The organism is Sphingomonas zeicaulis (assembly GCF_050433225.1).
GTDB classification, from domain to species: domain Bacteria; phylum Pseudomonadota; class Alphaproteobacteria; order Sphingomonadales; family Sphingomonadaceae; genus Sphingomonas_D; species Sphingomonas_D zeicaulis.
In genome coordinates, this window is sequence record NZ_JBNPXQ010000005.1 from 94,704 (window position 1) to 119,114 (window position 24,411).

The window sequence follows — 24,411 nt, forward strand, 5'->3', positions numbered from 1 at the left end:
GAGAATGATGGCGGGTTTCACGCGATGGACGGCGGGTTGCGCGCTGCTGGCGCTGGCGGCCGGATCGGCGCCGGCCCAGCAGGCGAAGGATGGGCCGGATGCGGAGGCTTTCCGCAACCCGCCCGCCGAGGCGCGGCCGCACACGCTCTATTTTTGGATGAACGGCAATGTGACCGCGGAGGGGATCGACGCCGATTTCGCCGCAATCAAGGATGCCGGCATGGGCGGCGTGCTGATGTTCGACGGCAGCAGCGACGTGCCCAAGGGGCCGATCGACTATCTCAGCCCGCAATGGCTCGGGCTGATCGGCCATATGGCGGAAAAGGCGGACACGCTGGGGCTCAAGGTCGGGCTGCACAATGCGCCGGGCTGGTCGTCCAGCGGGGGGCCCTGGATCGCGCCCGAACGCTCGATGCAGCAGCTTGTCTGGACGGAGACGACGGTCGCCGGTGGCAAGCCGCTGACGGTGAAGCTGGCCAAACCCTATGCCAAGCTGGACTATTATCGCGACGCGAAGCTGATCGCCTTCCCGGCCTCCAATGGCGACGACGCGGCCTATATCGGCGCGGTCTCGGCGATGCAGGCGGCTGGCCCGGTGCCCGCGGACACGCTCACGGATCGCGACCTGCACTCCAGCGTGGCCGTCTCGAAGGAGGCGCCGCTGGTCGTGTCGATGCGGCAGCCCTTCACCGCGCAGGCGATCACCCTCTATGCCGAGAAGGAGGTGCCGCCCTTTTCCGCAACGCTCGAAGCCTCGGACGACGGACAGACCTGGCGGCGGATCGGCAAGGTCGCGGTGGGCGTCGAACGCGGCATTGAATCGCCCGGCGTGCTCAATTTCGATGCGGTCACCGCGCGCTATTTCCGCGTGACGCCGCCGACGACGGTGAAGCTCGCGGAGGCGATCCTCCACGCCACACCGCGCATCGACCAATGGGGGCTGAAGGCCGAGCACAGCTTCGAACTGCTGCCGGCCAAGCCGCCGGTGCGCACGGAAAGCTGGGCGCGATACGGCATCGCGCCCGCCGGCGTCGTCGACATTTCCGACAAGCTCTCCGCGGACGGCGTGCTGCGCTGGACCCCACCGGCCGGACGCTGGACGATCATGCGCTTCGGCCAGACGACGACGGGCAAGCTCAATGTCGCCGCGTCCGATTCCGGGCGCGGGCTCGAGGTGGATAAGCTCAGCACCAGCGCGGTCGATTTCCAGTTCGACAGCACGGTGGGCCGCGTCGCCAAGGCCGCCGGCGTTCATGCCGGCAAGGCGTTCGACATGGTCGAGATCGACAGTTTCGAAGCCGGCATGCAGAATTGGACGGCGGAGCTTCCCGCCGCGTTCGAGAAACGCAACGGCTATGCGATCACGCCCTGGCTGCCCGCGCTGACCGGTCGGATCGTCGGTGACCGCGAGGCATCGGACCGCTTCCTGTTCGATTTCCGCCGCACGCTCGCCGATCTGATGGCGGACAATTATTATGGCCGCATGCAGCACCGCGCCAATCAGGCCGGGCTGAAGCTGCATGTCGAGGGCTATGGCCCCGGCGCGTTCGATGCGCTGCAGGTTTCGGGCCGCGCGCAGGTGCCAATGACCGAGTTCTGGACGCGCACGCCCTGGACCGACAACCGCACCGTCAAGATGGTCGCCTCCGCCGCGCACGTCTATGGCAAGAACATCGTCGCCGCCGAAGCCTTTACCGGCGAGGCGCAGACCAGCCGCTGGCTCGACTATCCCTATGCGCTGAAGACATTGGGCGACCAGATGTTCGCACAGGGCTTCAACCAGATCTTCTTCCACCGCTATGCGCACCAGCCTAACACGCAGGCCGTGCCGGGGATGACGATGGGGCCGTGGGGCTTCAACATCGATCGCACCAACACCTGGTTCGCGCAGTCCAGGCCTTGGATGGAGTATCTGTCTCGCGCGCAATATATGCTGCGGCAAGGCGTGAATGTATCCGACGTGCTGTACTTCGTCGGGGAGGACAGCCCAAACCCGTCCGAGGCGATCCGCCCTCAGGTCTCCCCCGATGCGAATCCCAAAATCGGGCTGATCTTCGATCCGCAGGTGCCCGCCGGCTATAGCTTCGATCACGTCAATGCCGAGGTTCTGCTGAAATATGCGCGGGTGGTGGGCGGCCGCATACGCCTGCCCAACGGCGCCGAATATCGCCTGCTGGTGATCCCTGAAGGCGTGAAGGGCATGACGCCCGAACTGGCCGCTCGCGTCCGCAGCCTCGTCGATCAGGGCATGGCGGTGTTGGGCGACAAGCCGGGCAAGGCGCTGACCCGCGCCGGCAGCACCGACGAAGCACAATGGCGCGTCGACATCGATGCGCTGTGGTCCGGCGGCACCGAGAAGGATCGCTCCGTCGGCAAAGGTCGGGTGTTCGCCGGCCTGAGCGTGGGCGACGCGCTGGGCGCGCTCGGCGTCACGCCCGATGTGCGCTGCCGCACCGCGACGCCCGATGGCCAGGTCGATTGGCTCCACCGCACGCTGGAGGGGGGCGACATTTATTTCATCGCCAACCGCCAGCGCCGCGCCGAAACGGTCACCTGTCGCTTCCGCACGCCCAATGCGGCTCCTTCGCTCTGGGATGCCGAGACCGGCACGATCACGCGCCCAATGCTCTATAATGGCGACAATGAGGGCACCGATGTGCGCTTCCAGCTCAGTCCGGCGGGTTCGACCTTCGTCAAGCTCGATCGCCAGCCCGACGTGCCGGACGGCGTAACCTGGATCGCGCGCGACGGCACCCGCTTCGCAGATCTCGCCGCGGTCACGCCGGCAGTGAAGGCGCCGGCAGACAGCTTCACGATCAGCCTGTGGGCAAAGCCGGACATCGACCTGCGGCTGATGCCGGTCGAAGCGACCAAGGGGCGGATCAACGAAACCGGCAAGAATTATCTGGTCGAGGCACGTTCGGGCCGCGACATATATGGCGACGGCACGGCGGTCGCCGGCCTCGCGCTGGGCCGCAACGGCGCCTTCGTGATTGAACGGGTCTCGCCGGACGAGGCGCCGGCGGTGCTCGTCAGCGACACGCCGATTTCGGGCTGGACGCATGTCGCCCTGGTTTATGATCGGGGCACGCCGAAGCTCTACCTCGATGGCAAGCTGGTCCGCACCGGCAAGAAGAGCGGGCGGACGGTCCACGCCGGTGGCGAAGATGCGCCTGCTGCTTTGGGCGTCACCTATTTCTTCGAGGGCAATGCGACGCCGCAACGCACCGTTGCGCGCGCCCTCTCCGCATCCGAGGTCGCGGCCGAAGCCGCGTCGGGGCCGCCCGCGCCGCAGGCGGCAGCCGTGCCGGCCGAACTCTCGCGCGATGCCGATGGCGGTGTGAAGGCATTGGTGTGGGAAAGCGGACGCTACACCACCAGCGGCAAGCAGGGCTTCACCGCCAAAGTGCCGGCGCCGTTGACCATCAAGGGGGGATGGGATGTGACGTTCCAGCCCGGCCGCGGTGCGCCGGCCAGCATCCGGCTGAACCGATTGGTCTCGCTCAGCCGCCATGCCGATGCGGGCGTCCGCCACTTTTCCGGCACCGCGACTTACAGCCGGACGATCGACGTGCCTCGCTCGCTGATCCGCAAGGGCCGGCGGATCTACCTCGATCTCGGCCGCGTCGAGGTGCTGTCGAGTGTCAAGGTCAACGGCCAAGACCTTGGCGTGGTGTGGAAAGAGCCCTATCGCGTCGACATCACCGACGTCGTGAAGCCCGGTGCCAACCAAGTCTCGCTGGCGGTGACCAACCTCTGGGCCAACCGCATGATCGCCGACGCCGCGCTCCCCGAGGAAGGCAAATATGTCGAAGGCGACTGGGCGATCGGCGAGGACTGGTCCGCCGACGACAACCGCCGCACTCCGGTGATGGCCCGCAAGATCGCCGAACTGCCGGACTGGTACAAGGCCGGCGAGGCGAAGCCCGAAGGCGGGCGCGTTACCTTCTCGACGTGGAATTTCTACCGCGCGAACGAACCGCTGCTGGATTCAGGGCTGCTGGGCCCTGTGCGGCTGGTGTTCGCCGACGAAATGGCGGTGAAATGAAGTGAGCTTGCCCGCCTCTTCAGAGGAGGGGGCGGGGTGGCGCCGAGCGCAGCGAGCTTCCGGCAACGCCGGAACGGGCGCCGCCATCCCGCCGCAAAAGGGCAGGCTCATTCGCTCTCGACTGCATCAAGCAGCAGCACCCAGTCATCCCCGGCCGCCGGCGGCGTAAAGAGCCGTTCGCCGTTGTTGGCGAAGCTACCGAACGCTTCGCTCGCCCCGGTGCGCGGATCGAACCACGCCGCACGCACCTGCGCGCCCGCCAATATCCCCAACCGCATCCGGAACGGCCGACCACTATAGGCATAGGCCATCGCATAGCGCGCGCCGCGCGTCGCCAGCACGCGATCATGCCCTATCCCCGGATCGATAATCATCGACGGATCAGGCACGCGGTCGAAGAACGGGCGCGACAGCATCAGTTTCTTCAGATGCACCATCTGCGTCGCGGCCGGCGCTGTCAGCGCCGCGTCCCAGCGCAGCCGGGCATCATAGGCGCCGCGCTTGTAGCGCTCGGGCGCATGCATCTGCATCACGCTGTTCTCGCCATAAGTATGGCCGAAGGCGCCGGCGAACACCGCCCAATAGGCATAGCGGCGCGCATCGTCCGCGCCCCAGCGCGGGCCGTCATGATCGTCGAGGCCGTGCGGAATATTCTCGTAGGATGGTTCGCCGTCGATCGTCGGCTTGCGTGGCACCCGCGCCAGATCCTCCGCCACGAAACGCCAATTGTCCTCGTTGCGATAACCGGGCTGCGCAGAGCTGCGATGGCCTGATTGGAACATGTTGAAGTCCAGCCAGCGCGCGTCATGGAAGGTCCAGGCGGAATCGGTGCGGCCGATCGGGTGGAAGGTCATGAGTTGATCGGGCGCGCCGGCCTTGATCGTGCTGCCGAGCTCTTCCCACACCGCAGTCTTCCTGTGGCCGAACGTGTCGCCGCCATTCAGCCAGATGATGTTGCTGCGCTTGCCATAGCGTTCGGCGAGGAAGCGGCCATAGGTCGGCGCATTGGCCTCGGTGAGATCGCCGTGGTTGGCGAGCGAGCCCCAGGCCGGCACCAGCGCCAGATAGAGCCCGTGCGCAGCGGCGCGATCGACGACCCAGTCGAGATGGTCCCAATAATCATATTGGCCCGCCTGCGCCGGATCGCCGCCGGGCGTCGTCCGCGGGCGCGCCGGATCGCCGTCGACCAGTGCGGGCGCATCGTAGCGGTTGGTCATGCGGGCGTGATGGAGGATCATCACCTGGATCACGGTGAAGCCCTGTTCGGCGCGGGTGCGCAGATAATGTTCGGTCTCGTCACGGTCGAGCCGGCCGAGGAGCAGCCAACCGGTATCGCCCAGCCAGAAGAAGGGCTTGCCCTCCGCCGACAGATAGCGGCCGCCCTGATGTACGGTGAGCCGCGGCAACTGCCCGGCCGCGGGGCTGATGCCGGCCAGCAGTGCAGCGAGGACGACCAGCGTCCGCTTCACGCCTGTGCCTCCAGCCGGTCGCGGCCCGATCCCACCAGCAACACACTCTCTCCCGTCACCTTCCGCACAGCCCGCGCTTGCGCCAGTTAATCAGGTCGTCGGCTTCAGCCAGTTCGGTCTGGTAGCCCATCCCGGCATAGCCATAATGCGCCATGTAGAAGCGGTCGCGGCCGCGAAAAACGAGCGGCGCATTGACGAACTCGGAATCGAACGCTCTCGCTCCCCCGAATTTCTCGAGGATCGGGCGACCGAGCTTGTGCGGGGTGCGATAGGACTCCGCGTTTTCGGCATGCGCAGCGGCCGGCAGGAGCGTTGCGATTCCCGTGGCGAGCCCTGCCTGGATGATGTCACGCCGTGATGGAAAGAAAGTCCCCGCGGCAGCACCGCGGGGACCAGGGGGGAGGTCGTCAGAGCGTGAAGCGGACACCGGCCAGGACCTGGATGTCATCCTGCTCAAGATTGCCGCGCCGGGTGGGCACGGTGTAGTAAGTGTCGGTCTTCGCGCGGGTCAGGTTCTGGCCTTCGAGCGTCAGCGTGATCTGGTCGGTCACGTCGACGTTGATCGAAGCATCGAGCCAGCCATAGGCCTTGCGATAGACAGGGCTGTTGAGCGCGATCGCGCCGCTGGAATAAAGGCCGGAATAGAAGCGGTCGCGCCAGTTATAGGCGACGCGCGCCGAGATCGGGCCCTTCTCGTAAATGAGGCTGGTGTTGAAGCTGTGCTTCGACAAATTGGGCAGCGGCGTGAACAGCCCGGCGACCGAGGTCGGCGTGTTGCTGTCCACGAAGGTGTAGTTGGCCTGCACGCCGAAGCCGCTGAGCGCGCCCGGCAGGAAGTCCATAAACATCTGCCCGCCGACTTCGAAGCCCTTGATCTTGCCGTCCTCGCTGTTGGTCGGGCGCGAGATCCGATATTCGATGCCGTCGATCACCTCGATGTCGCCGGTCACGTTGCGGATAAAGCCCTTCACCTTCCGATAGAAGCCGGCGACATAGACGGAGCCGGTCCGCGAGAAATAATATTCCAGGCTGGCGTCGAGCTGATCTGCACGCAGAGGATCAAGATCCGGATTGCCCGATCCACCCGTCTGCTGCGCGGGGACGAGGGTCAGCGTCGGCGCGAGCTGTCCGAAGGACGGGCGGGTCAGCACCTTCGATGCGGCCAAGCGAAGCTGCAGTTCGTCGGTGAAGCGAATGCGCATGTTGGCGCTCGGCAGCACGCTGACATAGCTGGTGTCGACGTTCACCGGCGCGAAGCCCGTCTGCTGGAACGGCCCACCCGGAACGGGTTGCGTGAACAGGGCGCGATTGCCGACGACGTTGAGATTGGTTTTGATCACGCGCACACCGGCATTGCCGTCGATCCGCAACGGCCCCTCGATCGCGAAGGTGCCCATCGCATAGCCCGCCATCGTATCTTCGTTGATCGAATAGATGCCAAGCGGGGTAACGGCAGGCGCTGTAGTGATCCCCAAGGTCTGACGCACGCCATCGAAATCGCCGCGCAGCCGGCGATAGTCGGCAACGAGGAAGCTCTGGTCGATCGCATCGCTGCCGCTGAACATCGAGTCGAGCGGATTGCCGATGAACAGATCGGCGAACGGTGCCGCCGATCCGCCACGCGTCACGAAAAATCGGGTCGGTTCGAAATCGGTCGAGCGGTCCGCATAGCGCAGGCCGAAGCTCATGCCGGTCAGGAAAGGGCTTTCGATGTCGAAGGTCAGATCGCCCTTCACCGCCTTGAGTTCGCCCTTGTAGCGGTTCTCGTTCCGGGTCAGCGATCCGACCGCGTATGAATTGATGTTGTTGAGATCGACGCCACGAATGAGCATCGACGGTACGTCGGTGGAAATATCCTGATCCACGCGCGGCGCAATACCGGCAAGCGCGAGTTCGGAGTAGAACAGCGTGTTGGTCGACTTGGAATAATTTGCATCGACATGCAGATGGATGCCGTCACGATCGTAGCGCACGCCGCCGGAATATTGGAAATTCTCGTCATACGTATCGCGTGCAACGCCGAAGGTGTTGAAGTTGACGTTCTGATACGAGATCGACCGAATGTCGTTGGTGCCTTCGAACAGCACTGCGGTACCCGGGATCGGCGTGCGGCCGTTGGTGGGGATGTTGAGGCCGAATTGCTCCTGGATCGACTTGAAATCCTGGTAGCCGAACTGCGCATAGAATTCGAGGTCTGGGTTCGGCTTGTACTGCATCATCGCGTCGATGCCGATGCGGCGGCGATTGCCGGCGATTGCGGGCTGGTAAGAGCCGTTGGGCGTCGCGACGGTCTGGCCCGCAATGATGTCGGTCCGCGCGGCGGGCGCACCGACATTGACGATGTCGGTGGCGAAGGCGCGTTCCTGATAGGCACCCGCCACGAGGATGCCGAACTCGCCGTCACCCACATCCCATGACTTGCTGACGAGCAACGAGGCCATCGGCTTCACCTCGTCGACAAGATCCGAATAACGGGCGCGGGCGCTAGCGCTGAGCACCAGTTCCTTGCTGTCGAGCGGACGGCGGGTGCGCACGTCGATCACGCCGCCGATGCCGCCTTCGATCAGGTTGGCCGAGGGCGTCTTGTATACGTCGATGCCCGAGACGAGTTCGGCGGGCAGATCCTGCAGGTTGAAGGTGCGATCATTGCCCGCGGTGAAGATCTCGCGGCCGTTCAACGTCGTCAGCACCTGGGTAAGGCCACGTATCGCGATGCTCGAACCCTCGCCGCGGTCACGGCCGATCTGGATGCCGGACACGCGCTGGAGCGCCTCGGCCACGTTGATGTCCGGCAGCTTGCCGATGTCTTCCGCAACGATCGAGTCGACAATCTGCGTCGCGTTGCGCTTGATGCCCTGCGCGGATTCCAGGCTGGCCCGGATGCCGGTGACGATAATTTCCTGCTGCTCGGCCTCGGCGGCCGGCGAATCGGCCTGCGCATGGGCAGCCGGCGCGAGCGCCGCTGCCAGCGCCATTCCCGACACGACATGACTCAGCATGCGCAACGAACGAGTCATCAGAACACCCTCCCTGAGATATTATGCGGATATAATATGATAATATGTGAAAAGGTCAAACGCGTTTAATCAACCGGCTTCAGCGGACGATCCGGAGCCGGTAGCTGGTGGTTGCCGGCGTGCCGACCGCAAGCTCCCAGCCGGGTTCGACCATCCGCGCGCGCTGCTCGGGGCCCATCGCCCGGCCCGCACCGTCGAGCGGCATCGCGAACACGCCGAGCGCGCCATCGAGGTCGCGCAACGTCACCCAGCCGGTGATCGGTTCGATCAGCGTCGGCGCGGTGCCCCATTTGGTCAGCATCGTCCGCCGCTCGTTCCACTCCGCGCCGCTGTTCTGGGTGCGTCCTGTGAGCGTCAGCAGCATCGTATCTGACCGGTAGACTGGCTTTCCGTCCAGCGCGGTCAGGGTGATGGCGGCGAAGCGATTGGCAAGGTCGGCGCCGAGATGCGTCGTTACGACCTTGGCGTTGGCGGGCAGGAAGCCGACGAGCGCCTGGCTGAGCGGCGTGTCGATGGTGACGATGCCATCCTTGCCGTCCGCTGTCCGCCAGACCAGTTCGCCGGTATCGGCTGCGAGGACGTCGCCCGCGGGCAGCGGCGGCGCATCCCGCCGCTTGCAGTCCAGGCAGGCGACGCGGGAACCGTGGACGAGGGGCAGGCGCGGATCGAAGCCCGGCGAAAAATAGGGCATCGCCGCGCGCGGCATCCGCGCGGATTCGTCGATCTGCTCGGTCGAATAGGCGCGCCCGACGACCTGACGCGCGGGCGCGACGTCGTGGCGCAGGAACAGCGCCGCGCCGACCGGCAACTGCGCGATCTTCACCGGATCTTGGGTGATGTCGAAATGATCGCCGATCATCGGCGTAGCGACGCCGTTGAGCTTCGCCTCGAACGTGTAGAAGAAGATCCCGTCCCAATCCTGCAACGCCGCATAGGCGGCGAGGATCGGGATCATCTCGGCGCCATAATCGGCGGGGAAGGGGTGGTTGACCTCGCTGACCGTGAACGCCTTGCCGGTCATCGCGGTGCGCGCCAACTTGGTGAGGATCGACAGTTCGGGGCTGTTGACCATCGGCTCGTTGCGCTTGCCGTAGATCGCCGGATGCTGCCAGTAGACGTGCGAATCCATTACGTCGAAGCGGCTGCCCGAGCGCATCATCGGCTGGCCGGCGATGAAATAGGTGTGGTCTGCGGTGGGCATGATCACCGCCTTCACGCCCAGTTCCTCGCGCAGGAACTTCGTCATCTCCGCATGGAAGCGATATTCGACCGACGTGATGAAGCCGATCTCGGCACGATAGCGCAGCGCGGGCGCAGCGCGGAAATCGCCGCGGCGGAGGAACGGCACAGGTGCCCCGGCCGCGACGCCGGCGACGCGACGAATCTCGGCCACTTCGGCGGCGGAGCGGTTGGCCGCGAGCCATCCATTATATTGGCGGGTCAACAGCGCGGCATAATGGGGCGGCAGATCGAGCTGCAGATTCTCCGCGCCCTTCTGCCGCTCGCCACGTAGCCAGTTACGCTGCCAGAATTCGAGCAGCGAATTCTCGTTGACGATCTCGACGATCATCACCGCCGGATCGTCTGCATAGCGCATGCCGGTATAAGGGTTGCGCATGCCCAGCAGCATGCGGGCATATTCTTTCTGCCGCTCGATCAGTTCCGGGCCGAAATAGGTCACGCCCTTGGCGACGCCGATCAGATCATGATCCGGCACCCCGTCACCCGCGCGCCACATCCGCCCGACATTGAGGTTGAAGTCGACATAGATGCCGTTTTTCTTGAGTTCGGCGTAGAAATAATGGAGCCGATCGACCTGTTCGGGATCGAAATGGCGGCTGTCGCCCTTGCTGTCGTCGATCAGCCCCGAGGGCGTCTGGGTGATGGGGATGCGCGATCCGCTGCCGCCTTCGCCATCGATCTTGCGCGATCTGCGCGGCATGTCGAGGAAGTGGAGCCGCACGCAATTGACGCCGAGGCTGGCGAGCGAGCGTGCGAAGATTTCCGCCTCCGCATGCGGTGGCAGCAGCGCCGATCCCGGCGCCCAGCCCGTGATGTTGACGCCCCAGCAACGGAACCGCCGTCCATCCGGATAGGCGAAATGTCCATCGCGTACGCTGATGAATCCATGCTTGCCGGCAGGCGCGTCGAGCAGCCCGCGCATGTCGATCTGCGATTGTCCGCGTCCGGCATGGTCGACGACATAAGGGACGAGCTCAGGTGGCGCGGGTTGTGGAATCTGTGCGTGCGCGCCCGTGAGGCACGCGCTGGCGAGCAACGCCGCGACCCAGCGTGAAAAATGCATTATCCTCTCCCCTTGTCCTTATAATATTATTATATCATCAACAGGCTGTCTAGCGGTTGCGTGACGCCGGCTTGGGAGGAGAGGATAATGGGTTCGGATCACTATCCATCGGGCGACGGCGCTGCCCTGTCACGCCGCACGCTGATCGGCGCGCTCGGCGGCGTCGCTGCGTCGACGCTGCTGCCGGAACTGGCCGCCGCCGCGCGCCTCGCCAACCTTTCCCGCTTTCGCACCCCGCACAAGATCGGTCGGCTGGTACTGGCAGCGAGTGGCGATGCGGGAGCGTTCGACGAGCGGGCGGTCGATCAGCCCTTCGTCTTCAAGCATGACGGCCGCTTCTTCATGACCTTCGTCGGCTATGACGGAAAAGGCTACCAGACCGGCCTCGCCGAGTCCGACGATCTCATCCATTGGAAGCGCACCGCGCTGATCCTGCCGCGCAATCCAGACGACCCGGTCACGCGCTGGAACATCGCCACCTCCTCGCTGCTGCGCGAGAACGGGCTTACCTCGCCAGGCGCGCTGCTCAAGGTCGACGGGCGCTATCTCTGCGCATGGCATGCCTATCCCAACGCCGGCTATGAGGAAGGGCCCGCAGTAATCGGCCTCGCCTGGAGTGAGGATTTGATCCACTGGGAGCGCGAAGCGCCGATCCTCCAGCCCGATCCGGATTCAACCTGGGAAGCGGGCGGCCTCTACAAGCCGTGGATCATGAAGGAAGGCGACCGCTACTACATCTTCTACAATGCCAAGACCAAGGCGGTGCCGTGGAAGGAACAGACCGGCATGGCCTGGTCGCGCGACCTCAAGACCTGGCACCGTCACCCCGGCAACCCCCTGCTCCGCAACGGCCCGCCCGGCGCACCGGATCATCGCTTCGCCAGCGATCCGGTGGTGCTGAAGGCGGACAAGCAGTGGGCGATGTATTATTTCGGCCTCGGGCAGGACGGCAAGGCACGCGAACTGCTCGCGCTGGGCGACAGCCTGACCGGCTTCACCAAGGTGGACGAGGTGTTGATCGACGTCGGCGCGCACGGCACGGTCGACAGCGTCTATGCCCACAAGCCGGCGATCATCAGCTACGCCGGCGACCTCTATCACTATTATTGCGCGGTCAGCGGTAAATGGCCGGACGAGACGCGGGGGATTTCGCTGGCGCGATCACGGCCCTTCGAATGATTCCCGAAGGGCCGTCGCTCAGCGCGAGACCATCTGCTGGCGGGGCCCGTCCCAGCCATAGATGTCGTTGGCATAGGTGATTTTGCCGTTGGCTTCCCGCGCGGTGAGATAGGTGATGTAGACGGGCACGCCTGCGGGAAGCTGTACGAACTGCTCCGGTTCCGCCGAGGGCGCCGTCGGTTCCTTCTGCAAGAGCCAGCGCCCGAACCGCCGCGCGTCCTCCAGCCGGATGCAGCCATTGCTCAGATAGCGATCCGGCTTGGCGAACAGCCCCTTGGAAGGCGTATCGTGCAGGAAGATATCCGCGCCGTTGGCGAAGGAGAATTTGAGCTTCCCCATCGAGTTCCCCGGCCCCGGCAATTGGCGGACGCGGATCTTCTTCGTGCCTGCGACCACCGCTTTCCAGTCGACCGCGCTTGCAGGCACGACGGTGGCCTTTTCCGACCAATCCGACATCACCTGATAACCGCGCGTATTGAGATAGGACGGGCCCATCTTCAGCATGTTGGGCGCCACTGTCTTGCGGATCAGGTGATCGGGCACGTTCCAATAGGGATTGAAGGTGGTGTAATAGATCACGCTCGAGATCATCGGCGTCAACTGTTCCTTCGTGCCGACGATGACCTTCATCGAATCCACCTGCCGCCCGTTCTCGTACATCATCAGCGTCTGTGTCGCGATGTTGACGAGAGCAAAGCGGTTGACCGTCGGCAGTGAGCGCAGCCGCGCCAGATTGAGCAGTATGCGCGCGTCCGGCGTCGCCGCCGGGTTCGCGCCCATCTCTGCCCATGCCGCGTCTCGAAGCTCGGCATAGATCGGGTTGACCGTAGCGACGCTTTCCAGGTGCGTCGCGAGCGACGGGGCCGCCGCGGCCGCCGCGAGGATCTCGTCGGCGCCGGCTTGTTTGGGGGCGAGCGCGGGATAGCCGTAGATCATGTTCTGCACCGGCTTCCGGATCGCCTCGACATAGGCCACCCATGTCGTGGACAGGAACTGCTCGGCGGCGCGCCGGTCAGCGGCATTGCCCTTTGCCGCGACGGCTGCGGCGCGTTCGATCTCCGTCGCCAACTTCGGCGCTTCGGCGATCCCGTCAAGCTGGCCGCGTCGGATGATCTTCGTCAGTGCCGTGACAGATCGGCCGCCATCGCTGAACCAGGCCGGGCCGCCCCAGCGATCATAATAGGCGTTGACCGCCGCCGCTTGCGGCAACGCAGGCAGCGTGGCCGTCAGGGTGGATACCGGTGCTGGCGCGGGCGCCGCCGCGGCTTTCGGCTTGCGCTCGCGCGCGATCGCAGGCGATGCTGCAGCCAGCGATGCGGTCGCCACCAGCGCAGCGGGAAACAAGGCCTTCAACACGGTCGTCAACGCGGTCATTCCTCATCATGCCGCGGCGCCGCGGCAGCTTCATGCCCGAAGAGTGGGTTTTGCCGAGCGGTCATGCAAGCGGTACGGACACGGCTCAGCGCAGCCGCCCGCGCTGGATCAGATTGACGATGCCCAGCAGCACGATCGCACCGACGAAGGCAACGAGCAACCCGGTGAGCGAAAAGCGCTGCACGGTGCCGACGATGCCGAACTGGTTCGCGATCAGATTGCCGATCACCGAGCCAACGCAACCGACGACGACATTCCAGAAGAAGCCCATCGATGCGTTGCGGTTCATGACGATGCTTGCCAGCCATCCGGCGACGCCGCCGACGATGATGGCGATGATCCAGCCCATATCTTCCTCCCGATCAGACTATGGTCGTCACAGGATAGCACCCGCCGGAACGAAGCGCGAGGGAGGCGCCGGGCGCCTCCCTCGCTTTGATCGTTCCGCTCGCGTCAGCCGCGCTCGGGCGCCGGGGGCGGCGGGGGCGGCGGTGCCGGGCAGATTTCGGCGGCGCCGATCACCGTGCCGTCCGGGCAGGTCTGTGTTGCCGGCGGCGGGGGAGGCGGCGGCGGCGGGGGAGGGGGCGGCGGCGGGGGAGGCGGCGGAGCCGGCTCGGGTTCGCGACCGCCGAAGTTGAAGATCAGGCTGGCCAGCACGCTGTGGCTGCGCAGCTTGCCCTCGGCACCCACGCCCACATCGCCAAGCCGGTCTGCAAACGTCAGATTGCCGGTGTTGAAGTAGCGATACTTCAGGCCGAGATCGACGCTATCGGTGACCGCGACGCGCGCGCCGGCAATGAGCTGCCAAGCCCAGCTATTGTCCTTGTCACCGAACATCTTGACGCGCGCATAGCCCGCGCCACCGCCGCCATAGATGCTGAAGCCGTTCTCGTCCCCGAGATCGAGCAGCACATTGCCCATGGCCGACAGGACTTCCGTCTTGCGCGACAGCCCGACATCCTCGGCCGAATAGGGGCCATCATCCGGAAGGCCCAGATCGCCCGCCAGCGCCGGGGAGAAGAACAGGTTCTTCGTCCGCAGCCGCTTGTAGCCGAGTTCAGCCTCGGCGCGAACCGGGCCGAAGTCATAGCCTGCAATCGCATCGGCTTCCCAGCCGGGCGACTTGAACTCATTAATGACGCCGTTTTCATAACCGATGATGTCGTCGCCATCATCGATCAGCACGTCCAGCTTCGGATCCTGGCCGAAGAGCGCACCGCCTTCGATGCCAATATAAGGCTGACCATCGCGGGCCAGCGCCGGAGAGGCGAGCGTTGCCATGGCAACCGCCGCCAAAAGAATGTTACGCATTTACGTCCCCTTTGGATTGGGACGGCCCGATTCTCACATTCACTCCCGACAGCCAAGAGCCAAACGCGTTATGGCATAACATGTCAGTGAAAGTGTTGCCTATTTGCACCCCGTTACCACGATTTCCTTGAGCTTTGGCAGGCCGAAGCCGCCGGCCGAGATATTTTCGCAACAGGCGCGTGAGTTTCGGGAACAAAGATAGGTGCCGCGTGTTCCTGACTCTTTATTGGTTAGCTGGGGTTATGTGCTTTTCCGCTCGCCGGCAAATCATTGCCAATGCGCCTTTCGTGCAGTGTGTCCAATCCCTGGATTGAAGCTGTTACAGGGGTCCAACTCCCGATAGAAATCCCTGAGGGCCGGCTTCGCCTCGTATAAATGCCCTACGCCATGCTCGGCGGGATATTCCGCGCCGCGCGCGTCGAGCAGTTCGAGCATCGCATGCTCGACCGCATGCGGGTCGGCCCCCTTCTTCAGCACATAATCCTGATGAAATACATGGCAGAAGAAATGGCCATAATAGAGGCTGTGGACGATCTGGTCGGCGATCGTCGGCGGTAGCACCTCTACCCAGTCCACGCTGTTGCGCGGCAGCGCGATGTCGAGCGCGATGATGCCTTCGACCGCATCGGCGTGAACCTTGCGATACTGGATCGCGGCGCCAGCCGCAGCGAAGCGGTGGAGGAAGGCTTTTTCGCCCTCGGCGGGCGAACAGGTAAAGAAATCACCGCTGGCCGAGGGGAAGGTCGTGCCGAGATAGGCTTCCGCCTCGGCGATGCCGGCGCCGCCCATGCGCAGGATCAGGTGATGCTCATAGCGGTCGCGATAGTCGGTGAGACGGCGGGGCAGGTGCCGTGGCAACAGGCGGGCAAGACCGTGGATCAGGCGCGGCCCCAGCCGGTCCGCGCCGATGCCGATGCGGTTTGCGATCGCACCCAGCTTCGCGCCGACCGCGTAGAGCATGGGCAGCCGCTCGGTGCCCAGCAAGTTGATCGCAAGGAAAGTGCTTTTCCCATAGTCCTCGGCGATATCGAAGCAGTCACGGTGCATATATTCTGCGGCGATCGGCAGTTCGGCAAACCGCTCCAGCATCGCGCGGCGGATCGCGCCGAGTTCGGCCGGATCGTTGGTGCCGATGTAGAAGACGCGACTGTCCGCATCCTTTGGAAAGGTATCCAGCCGCACCGCGAACACCGCCAGCTTGCCCGCGCTGCCCGATGCCTCGAACAGGCATTGCGGATCGGCGTTGAACCGCGCCGGCGTGTCGGCGGCGATGTCCCTCACGCGCGTGGCATAATCATGGTCGGATGCGCGGCCGGCACCGCCCACGATGTCCGCCGCAGCGAAGGCGCCGCTGTCGAGCCGCGCCAGCATCTCCTCGGCACCGATGCCCAGATCGACGCCGAGATGATTGACCAGCCGCAGCGCACCATCCGCCTGCCGTTGCGCGAACAGCGCCAGTTCCGTGAATGCCGGCCCGCGACGGACGAGCGCGCCGCCGCTGTTGTTGCACACTCCGCCCAGCACCGAAGCGCCGATGCAGGACGATCCGATCACCGAATGGGGTTCGCGCCCATAGGGCCTCAGCGCGGCTTCCAGTTCATAGAGCGTAGCACCCGCCAGGCAGATCACCTGCCGTCCCTCGTCTATGACGTGGATCTTCGACATGGCGGTGGTGCTGATGATCACCACGTCGCGGTCATAATCGTCGCCGGACGGCGTCGATCCGCCGGTCAGGCCGGTATTTGCGGCCTGCATGATCACGATCTTATCATGCGCGATGCAAAGCTGCAGCGCGCGCCACATCTCGACCAGGCTGCGCGGCCGCACGACCGCAAGCGCTGCCCCTTCGCCGAAGCGGAATCCCATCCGATAACGGCGCGTACGGGTTGCGCCGGTCACCACGCGGTCGCGGCCGATGGTCGCGCGGAGTTGCTCGACGAAAGAGGGCTGATCAGGGGCGGCCGGCTGCCGCGCCGTTTGCGGCGGCATCCGCGTCCGCGCTCAGTCCGCCTGCGCGCGCCAGTGGGCGAGCGTCTTGATCACCTTGCGCATCGCCTCCGCCGCGCCTTCCTCGTCCCCGGCTTCGATGGCATCCACAATCAGTTCGTGGCTGTGCACATTGTGCTCATGCAGGTCGGCATCGTGGATCGGCGAGGTCATCGTGAAGGAGGCGACGAGCGCGGTCTCGATCACCGCGGCAATCGATCGCAGCAGCACATTGCCTGAAGCCGCCCCGATCGCCTTGTGGAAGAACAGGTCGGCCTCGGCGAACTGGCGCCGGGATTCCGTGGCGTTGCGCATCGCCTCGATCGCGTCGCGCAATTCCCTGATCGCGCCCGGATCGCGGCGGCGAGCGGCGAGCGCGGCGGCGCGCGGTTCCAGCGCCAGCCGGATCTCGGTCAGGTCGCCATGGAATGCCTCATCCAGCCCCTGCGACATCTTCCAGGAGAGTACGTCGGCATCGAACAAGTTCCAATGGCTGGGATCAAGCACCTTGGTGCCGACACGCGTCTTGGAAACGATCAACCCTTTGGCGGTCAGTGTCTTGAGCACTTCGCGCAACACGGTGCGCGACACGCCGAAGCGCTGGAGGATTTCGGCCTCACCGGGGATCTTGGAGCCCGGCGGGTAAACACCGTTGATGATCTGCGCACCCAGCGCGCGGGCAACCTGATCGTGGCTGGAAAGCGTTCCTTCACTGAATTTCTGGAAGCTTCCGAACGAACTCATAACCCATCCTTCTGCGCGAAGCTGAAACGCGCTGCCTGTCCTGCGACTCGATCATTTGCCGCGAGATCAGCCATAAAACATTCACGCATTGCACAAAGGCCCTAGCCCCGCGCCGCCATTCACGAACTTGCCTTCTTGACGGAAGCCCCGGTCTTTTCAATCTTCTCGCTCGATCTGCCGTCCCCCGACATCCGCTTTGATTGAATAGTAATATTTTATGCAGACGTCAATCGCGACGGGAAGCCGTGAAGGGGCCTCGGGGATGCGCGAGGGCGGGTTGGCGCGCCGGGAATACCGCCGCGCAACGGATCAGCGTGAAGCGCGCTCGAAACTGTCCATCGGCCAGAAGATCATCGTGCCGATCTGCAGCAGCATGATCAGGATGGGTGCGCCATAGTAGGACCAGCGGATCGCGCCGCGCGCGCCGTCGGTCACCGCGCCGGGTTCATAGCCGGCGACAGCGAGCGCATATGCCACAAGCGCCGTGCCGATCGCCATGCCGACCTTGGTTGACAGGCTGATGCCCGACGAGAGCAACCCCTCGTTGCGGCAGCCGAACTGCCGCTCATGATAGTCGACCGCATCGGCAGCCATCGTGAAGATCGCCGTCATCGTCAGGCTGATCAGAACGGCCGCGACCAGGAAGAGGGCCAGGAACAGCAGGTGATGCGCTTCGACCAGCGGCAGCACCGCGTGAAGCGCGATGGCGATCACAAGCGCGGCGATACAGCCCTTGCGGATGCCGGTACGCCTGAACAGCATCGGCGCGATCATCGCGCTGATGATCAGCGTGCCCGAGACCGCAGGCAGCAGGATGCCGATCATCCAGGGCGCGCGCATCACCTCGATCGCGAAGAAGGCGGTCACCGAAATGACGACGCCGAAGCGCAGGAAGTTGAACGTACAGAACAGGAAAGTGACGAGCCACGCCCGATTGCGGAGCATCTCGCCGATCGCCGGCCAGATCGCGCCACCGGCGGGCGCCGCGTCGTGATGACGCTCCCGGCAACTGAAGACGAGGTTGATCAGCGCCGCGAAGGTCAGGACGGCAAAAATCGCCGCGACATACAGGAAGCCGCGCCGCTCGTCGCCGCCGCCAAGCAGCCCGACCAGCGGCATCGTCGCCACGGTGGCAAGGATCACCGATGCCGATGTGCCGATCGCACGCGCGCTCCCCAATTGCATGCGATCGCCATGATCGGCGGTCATCATCGGCATCAGTGCCGAGAAGGGAACGGCGAGGAAGGAATAGAGGATGCCCAGCAACGTGAACGTCACATAGGCATAGGCCAGCTTGGCACCGATCGACCCATCGATCGTGGTGAAGGTCAGCACCAGCAGGATCGAGAAGGGCAACGCGGCGAACAGGAAATAGGGGCGCGTGCGACCCCAGCGCGATCGCGTGCGGTCGACCATCAGGCCGACGCCCAGGTCGATGCCGGCATCGAGGAGGCGGGACAGCAGAAACAGCGTGCCGACCGCCGCGGCCGGCAGCAGCGCGACATTGGTGTAGAAATAGAGGAGGAACGCGCCCACCGCGTTCCAGCTCAATCCGCAAGCGAAATCGCCGAGGCCGTAGCTCACCTTCTCCCACGCATCGATGCGATCGCGCTGCTCGGGCGGTACGGCTGCCGAGGCCAGGTTCGTCGCGCTTGCCGTGGCCATACTGCGGTTCCTTCCCTTCTACGCCGTCAGAGCCCGGTGGACGCGCGCGTCTGCGCAATCGATTCCGCGCTGGGAAGCGTCGGCAGATATTCGAGGCCAAATGCGCGCTGATACCCCAGTCCGCGCAACATCGCCACGGTGGCGGGCCAGTCGATCGTGCCCCTGCCCGGTTCGTTGCGGCCCGGATTGTCGGCGAACTGAATATGATGGACGAGGTGGATGCGGCCGCGCAGCACCGCTTCCATATCCTCGCCCATCACATGCGAATGGAAGACATCGTAGAGCAGGCGGAGATGGTCGCTGCCGACCTCATCGATGATGTCGAGCGCCAGCGTGGTGCTCGAAAGATACATGCCGGGGTGCGAGACGATCGTGTTGAGCGGCTCGAGAAGAAGGATGATGCCCGCCTCCTCGGCCAGCGCCGCCGCCTTGCGGAGAACCTTCACGGCCTCCGCCCGCTGCTCCTCGAAATCCACGCCGTCACGGATGAAGCCCGAAGCGACGATCAGCGGCGGGCGGCCCAGCCGCTTTGCGGTCTCGATCGTGTCGGTAACCGCCAGGATGAACTCCTCATGCTGTTCCGGATCGACGAGGCTGCGCCGCGGATCGACGCAGAAGCTCGTCAGCGGCAGGCCGGTCTCGTCGAGCGCGACCTTGATCGCGTCGATCGGCTTGTCGCGCCACAGATGGAATTCCACGCCGCCAAGCCCCGCCGCCTTCGCGGCGCGGATGCGATCGGGCAGTTCTGCTTGCTCGTCCTTGAACAGCCATTCGACGCACGCTGATATCGTCATTCTTGATCCTCGCTTGGGGGCGCTGGTGCGTCAGAACCGGAAGGTTCCGCGCACGCCGTAGGTGCGCGGCGTCCCATAGACGTAGTTGATCAGAAGCTGACCACCGGCGTTGACATAACCGGCAAAGGCATAGGGCTTGTAATTCTCGATATTGCGAACGAATCCCTGGATGCTGAAGCGGTCTCCCGGCGCCGAGTATTCGAGGGTCAGATCGGTCTGCGTAAACGCCTCCTGCATCTCGGCCATAGAATTGCTCGGCTGCAGGAAATAGGCGGACTTGAACCGGCTGAAGACGCTCGCGGTCAGCTTGTGATCGCCGAAATAGAAATCATGGTCATAACCGACGGCGATCGTCCATTTGGGCGACTGGACCGGGCGATTGCCGCTGAGGTCGAACGGCTGCAGCCCCGGCGTCGCGGGATCGCTGTCCGCGATCGTGCCGGTCAGGCCCAGCCGCGCCGCCTGGAATTGGGTGAGCTTCGCGTCGAGATAGTTGACCGTTGCGGTGAAACGGTCGTTCGGCGAGAGCAAGATGGTGGTGTCCGTCTCAATACCCCATATCCGCGACTTGCCGGCATTGACGACTTGCGATCCCACATTGGTGTCAAGGAAGATCGGGATCTGCTGATCCTTGTAGTCGTAATAGAAAGCCGCGGCGTTGAACTGGATGGTGCGACCGGCGAAGCTGTTCTTCGATCCGATTTCATATGCGGTCAGCTTTTCCGCACCGAACGCGCCGACATTGTCGAAGCCGCCAGCCTTGTAGCCGGTGCTCACCTTGCCATAGATCAGATGATCGCGGCTGGGCTTGTAATCCATGCCCAACGTGAAGGTGACCTGCTCGTCATCGAGCGGTGTCGGGTTGAAGGCGACGCGGCCCGGCCGGGTCGTGTCGTCCTGCGCGGGCGGGTTGGGGCCACGACCGAACTGCGGACCATAGTTGATGAACAGGGCGTTCTTCTTGTCCTTGGTGTAACGGATGCCGCCAGTCACGCTCAGCACATCCTCGACCAGCGGAACGGTCGCCTGCGCGAAGCCGGCGACCGACTTGTTCTTCACATAAGGGCGGTAGAAATAGTTGAGATAGCTGCCACCCGCCGCCAGCGGCAGGAACAGGCCCTGCGCCATATACTGGTCTTCATAGAAATAGAAGCCGCCGACCTGATAGACGAAACCACCATCATCGCCGCCGGACAAACGGACTTCATGGCTCTGCGTCTGCGAGTTCTTCTCGTACATCTGGATGAAGGTGGTCGGCACGAAGCCGTTGAGCGGCTGGGCGACGTCCGACTTCACGTCGCGATAGCCGCCGATATAGCTGAGCGTCCCGATCGAGCCGACATCGACGTCGAGCCGCCCGCGCACCGCATATTGCTCGATGCGCGTGTAGCCGAGATCGCCCAGCGGGAAAGAGGATTTCGGCGGATCGAACCGAAGGTTGAGCGGCACGCCGCCGCCCTCGAGTGCGGGGGTCGAGGGGATCACGTCAACGATGCCGTTGGCGAAAGCCGGATCGGCAAGCACGCCATTGTTGGCGATGACGATGCCATATTGCGCGATACCGGTGGTATCGACATCGACATATTCGCCGGCGAGATAGACGCGCACGCCCTCCAGCGGCTCGGCATAGAGCGAGATACGGGCGGCATCGGTATTGCCGGCGCTGCCACGGCCCGCGGGGGCATTGTTGAAGTAGCCGTCATGCTCGTTGTGCATCCCGCTGACGCGCACCGCCACCTTGTCGCCGAGCGGCACATTCACCGCGGCTTCGGCGGTGAAGGCGTTGAAATTGCCGTAGCTGCCGGTCGCATAGCCGGAGAAGGCGCCGAGCTTGGGCTTGGCGGCGACGATGTTGAGCGCGCCCGCGGTGGCGTTGCGACCATAGAGCGTTCCCTGCGGGCCACGCAGAACCTCGATCCGTTCGAGGTCGAAGAAGGTCGCGTTGAGCGCGATCGGGCGGTTGATATATTCGCCGTCGATGTTGATCGTCAGTGCCGGATCAGCGGTTTCGCTATGATCCTGGCTCGAAATTCCGCGCACGGTGATCTTCGTATATTGCGTGTCGTTGGTGATGCCCAGATCGGGCGCAAGCCGCGCAAGGCCGTTGACGTCGCTGACACCCGCCCTGAGTACCGCCTCATTGTCGAACGCCCGCATCGCGATCGGCGTGTCCTGAATATTACTCGCCCGCTTCTGCGCGGTGACGATGATGTCGGCGAGGCCCATGCTGGTCGGTCCATCGTCTGCCGGGGCAGTCGTGGTTTCGGCGTCCTGGGCGTAGGCCGCACTTGCCAGGGCCAGCGGCGCCGTGCTCAGCAGAATGGCGTGAAAGGCACGAAAGCGCATCATCAATCCTCCCCATCAGCCCCTCGGCGGGGGCCTTTTACGAATTACAATGATGGTTTTAATATCCGCCAGAGAGAGCGTCAACAGGATTATTAGAACCGAGATTCCGGTTATGCGAGTTTCGATCCTGCCTAAATTATGGCTTTAGATCAAAGGTATAAGCCGAAAGCTGGGGCATGTTTTGCCGCATCGCGTCGGAAATTGCTGCGCCGCAAAAGACAGAATTGCCGTTTGACAATCCGCGTCGGTGGCGGATATCGCATATAGAATATTCGTTCTATTTATCAGCCGCGAACAGAGATTCGCGAGCCATGGGGGAGGTCGTCTTGAAGCTGGATCGGCGACAGATGCTTGGGGTGGGCGCGGCGCTCGCGGGGGTGGCTGCGGCGCCTGCCAGCGCGTCAGCGGGGATGCGACGGATCGCCTGCGAAGAAGGCTTTTCGGTTCCCGAGCTGATCGACGCCGTCGACCGCTACATGGCGGGCGGGGCTGCGGACGAACCCGGAATGCGCGCGCTGATCGGCACCGGCAAATTTCCGCGCTGGCCGCGGCTGCTCGATCCCGAGATCCGGCTGAAGGACATGGCGCGCTCCAACGTTGACATGCAGATCATCATGCTCAATTCGCCCGGCGTCCAGATCTTCGAGCCCGGCGAGGCCAATGCACTCGCAACGCTGGTCAATGATCGGGCCGCCGAATGGACGCGGCGCTGGCCGGGCAAGTTTGCCGCGCTGGCCGCCATCGCACCACAGGATCCGGCCGCCGCCGCGCTGGAACTGGAACGCGCAGTTCGCCGGCTCGGCGCGAAGGGGGCGGTCATCAACTCGCACACAAAGGGCGCCTATCTCGACGAGCCCCGATTCTGGCCGATCTTCGAGGCGGCGCAGGCGCTCGACGTGCCGGTCTATATCCACCCGCGCGAACCCGCCCCGGGCGCGCTGCCGGCCTACGCCGAACGCCGACTGGAAGGAGCGATATGGGGCTATGCGGCCGAAACCGCGCTCCACTCGCTGCGGCTGATCACGGGCGGCGTGTTCGAGGCCTTTCCGCGCCTGAAGATCGTGGTCGGCCATGACGGAGAGGGGATACCCTTCTATCTCGATCGCATCGACAACCGCTACCGGACGCTCAACGGAGGCGGGCTCGGCCCGCTCAAGCGAAGCCCGGCGACGATCTTCCGTGAGAATTTCTGGGTCACCACCAGCGGTGCCAACTGGTCGCCGGCGGTGCGCTTCTGCCAGCAAGTACTGGGCGCAGATCGCGTGCTGTTCGCAGTCGATTATCCGTTCGAGGACGAGGATGCGGCCGTTGCGCAGGCCGCTGCCATCGCCATGCCCACGGAAGAGGCGGAGCTCTTCTTCCACCGTAATGCGGAGCGGCTGTTCCGGCTCGTTTGAGGTGGGATGACGGATAAGGAAGAGGGACGGGCCCGGCTCAGCCGGGCCCGTCCTTATCGGGAAAGCCGCGATCCCACAGCAGCAGACCCAGCACCATCTGAGCGCTGTAGAGCTTGAGTTCGGCCCAATCCGCCGGATCGCCGGCGGGTCCGGGGCGGGCAATGCCGATCTGGCGGGCAAAGGTGGCATAGAGCATGCGAACGGCCATGCGCACCGCGGTCTCGGGCTGCGGATGCCGGATCTCTCCACGGCACCCCATCAGGCAGCCCACAAGTTTTTCGACGAGATCGGCCTGCACCGCCCGGCCTGCGGGAACCAGCGCAGCGTTGCGCGTCGCAATCGCGATCATCGCCTGGATCGCCGCACTCTCGCGCAGCAGGAATTCGGCCAGCGCATCCACCAGCGCGATCGCGCGCATTTCAAGCCCGGTGCCGTGCGCCTCCGCGGTCGCTACGAGATTGCCATGCTCGGCCGCCAGCCGCTGCCCGATGCGTTGCTGGACGGCGCGAAGCAGTTCTTCCTTGTCCTTGAAGCGGAAATAGATCGACCCCACCGGCACGCCGGCGGCGGCGCTCACCTCGGCAATGGTCAGATCTCCGCTTGTGCGCTCCATAAGCAGCGTTTCCGCCGCACCCAGCATCCGATCGAGCGACGTCTGCGCGCGTTCCTGCTTCGGCTTCCGCCCGTGCGAGCCCTCCAACATGGCGCAGCCTTATCGCAACCGCTCCGCCGACGCCAGAAAATCACAATAGAGTATTGATTCTAGAAAACGCATT

At 64.4% G+C, this 24,411-nt stretch carries 16 protein-coding genes; 3 read left to right on the forward strand and 13 right to left on the reverse strand.

The window, feature by feature from the left end; all coding sequences use genetic code 11:
* The first annotated feature begins 7 nt into the window (after positions 1-7).
* Complete coding sequence (locus FHS96_RS17430) at positions 8-4,048, forward strand: glycosyl hydrolase (protein ID WP_429594344.1); 4,041 nt, start codon at positions 8-10, stop codon at positions 4,046-4,048.
* 107 nt (positions 4,049-4,155) lie between these two features.
* Here the strand turns inward: FHS96_RS17430 and FHS96_RS17435 are convergent, their stop codons facing one another.
* The 4 genes from FHS96_RS17435 to FHS96_RS17450 all read right to left on the reverse strand — a co-directional run bounded on the left by FHS96_RS17435 (position 4,156) and on the right by FHS96_RS17450 (position 10,839).
* The gene (locus tag FHS96_RS17435; protein WP_429594346.1) at positions 4,156-5,517 is read right to left on the reverse strand and encodes a glycoside hydrolase family 140 protein; all 1,362 of its coding nucleotides are present in this window, start codon (positions 5,515-5,517) and stop codon (positions 4,156-4,158) included.
* A 55-nt stretch (positions 5,518-5,572) separates the two neighbouring features.
* Positions 5,573-5,944, reverse strand: coding sequence for a hypothetical protein (locus tag FHS96_RS17440; RefSeq protein WP_429594349.1), 372 nt, complete (start codon positions 5,942-5,944; stop codon positions 5,573-5,575).
* Complete coding sequence (locus FHS96_RS17445; RefSeq protein WP_429594352.1) at positions 5,925-8,534, reverse strand: TonB-dependent receptor; 2,610 nt, start codon at positions 8,532-8,534, stop codon at positions 5,925-5,927. The genes FHS96_RS17440 and FHS96_RS17445 overlap by 20 nt, the downstream gene beginning before the upstream one ends.
* Before the next feature lie 79 nt (positions 8,535-8,613).
* Complete coding sequence (locus FHS96_RS17450; protein WP_429594355.1) at positions 8,614-10,839, reverse strand: hypothetical protein; 2,226 nt, start codon at positions 10,837-10,839, stop codon at positions 8,614-8,616.
* An 87-nt stretch (positions 10,840-10,926) separates the two neighbouring features.
* On the opposite strand from FHS96_RS17450, the gene FHS96_RS17455 reads away from it, so the two are divergent.
* Positions 10,927-12,018: a glycoside hydrolase family 130 protein gene (locus tag FHS96_RS17455; protein ID WP_429594357.1), complete on the forward strand. Its 1,092-nt coding sequence runs from the start codon at positions 10,927-10,929 to the stop codon at positions 12,016-12,018.
* 18 nt (positions 12,019-12,036) lie between these two features.
* Here the strand turns inward: FHS96_RS17455 and FHS96_RS17460 are convergent, their stop codons facing one another.
* The 8 genes from FHS96_RS17460 to FHS96_RS17495 all read right to left on the reverse strand — a co-directional run bounded on the left by FHS96_RS17460 (position 12,037) and on the right by FHS96_RS17495 (position 22,241).
* On the reverse strand, positions 12,037-13,392 hold the full coding sequence (locus tag FHS96_RS17460) for a L,D-transpeptidase family protein (protein ID WP_429594360.1): 1,356 nt from the start codon (positions 13,390-13,392) through the stop codon (positions 12,037-12,039).
* Positions 13,393-13,477: 85 nt separating this feature from the next.
* Positions 13,478-13,741, reverse strand: coding sequence for a GlsB/YeaQ/YmgE family stress response membrane protein (locus FHS96_RS17465; protein WP_429594362.1), 264 nt, complete (start codon positions 13,739-13,741; stop codon positions 13,478-13,480).
* Positions 13,742-13,845: 104 nt separating this feature from the next.
* Positions 13,846-14,703, reverse strand: a complete 858-nt coding sequence (locus FHS96_RS17470) for an outer membrane protein (RefSeq protein WP_429594365.1) — start codon at positions 14,701-14,703, stop codon at positions 13,846-13,848.
* 267 nt (positions 14,704-14,970) lie between these two features.
* A complete protein-coding gene (gene dld, locus FHS96_RS17475; RefSeq protein WP_429594368.1) occupies positions 14,971-16,692 on the reverse strand; it encodes a D-lactate dehydrogenase in 1,722 nt (573 codons plus the stop codon).
* Positions 16,693-16,704: 12 nt separating this feature from the next.
* The gene (locus FHS96_RS17480; protein ID WP_429594371.1) at positions 16,705-17,433 is read right to left on the reverse strand and encodes a FadR/GntR family transcriptional regulator; all 729 of its coding nucleotides are present in this window, start codon (positions 17,431-17,433) and stop codon (positions 16,705-16,707) included.
* Between the two features lie 309 nt (positions 17,434-17,742).
* Positions 17,743-19,098 (reverse strand): MFS transporter, encoded by a 1,356-nt coding sequence (locus tag FHS96_RS17485; protein WP_429594374.1) that lies wholly within the window; start codon positions 19,096-19,098, stop codon positions 17,743-17,745.
* A 26-nt stretch (positions 19,099-19,124) separates the two neighbouring features.
* Positions 19,125-19,892 carry a hydroxypyruvate isomerase family protein gene (locus FHS96_RS17490; protein WP_429594377.1) on the reverse strand — a complete coding sequence of 256 codons (768 nt, stop codon included), beginning with the start codon at positions 19,890-19,892 and terminating at the stop codon, positions 19,125-19,127.
* A gap of 30 nt (positions 19,893-19,922) precedes the next feature.
* The gene (locus FHS96_RS17495) at positions 19,923-22,241 is read right to left on the reverse strand and encodes a TonB-dependent receptor (protein ID WP_429594380.1); all 2,319 of its coding nucleotides are present in this window, start codon (positions 22,239-22,241) and stop codon (positions 19,923-19,925) included.
* 323 nt (positions 22,242-22,564) lie between these two features.
* Between FHS96_RS17495 and FHS96_RS17500 the strand changes: the two genes are divergently transcribed.
* Entirely contained in the window at positions 22,565-23,635 is a 1,071-nt protein-coding gene (locus FHS96_RS17500) for an amidohydrolase family protein (RefSeq protein WP_429594383.1), read from the forward strand.
* A gap of 37 nt (positions 23,636-23,672) precedes the next feature.
* Here the strand turns inward: FHS96_RS17500 and FHS96_RS17505 are convergent, their stop codons facing one another.
* On the reverse strand, positions 23,673-24,338 hold the full coding sequence (locus FHS96_RS17505) for a TetR/AcrR family transcriptional regulator (RefSeq protein WP_429594386.1): 666 nt from the start codon (positions 24,336-24,338) through the stop codon (positions 23,673-23,675).
* Positions 24,339-24,411: the final 73 nt, after the last annotated feature.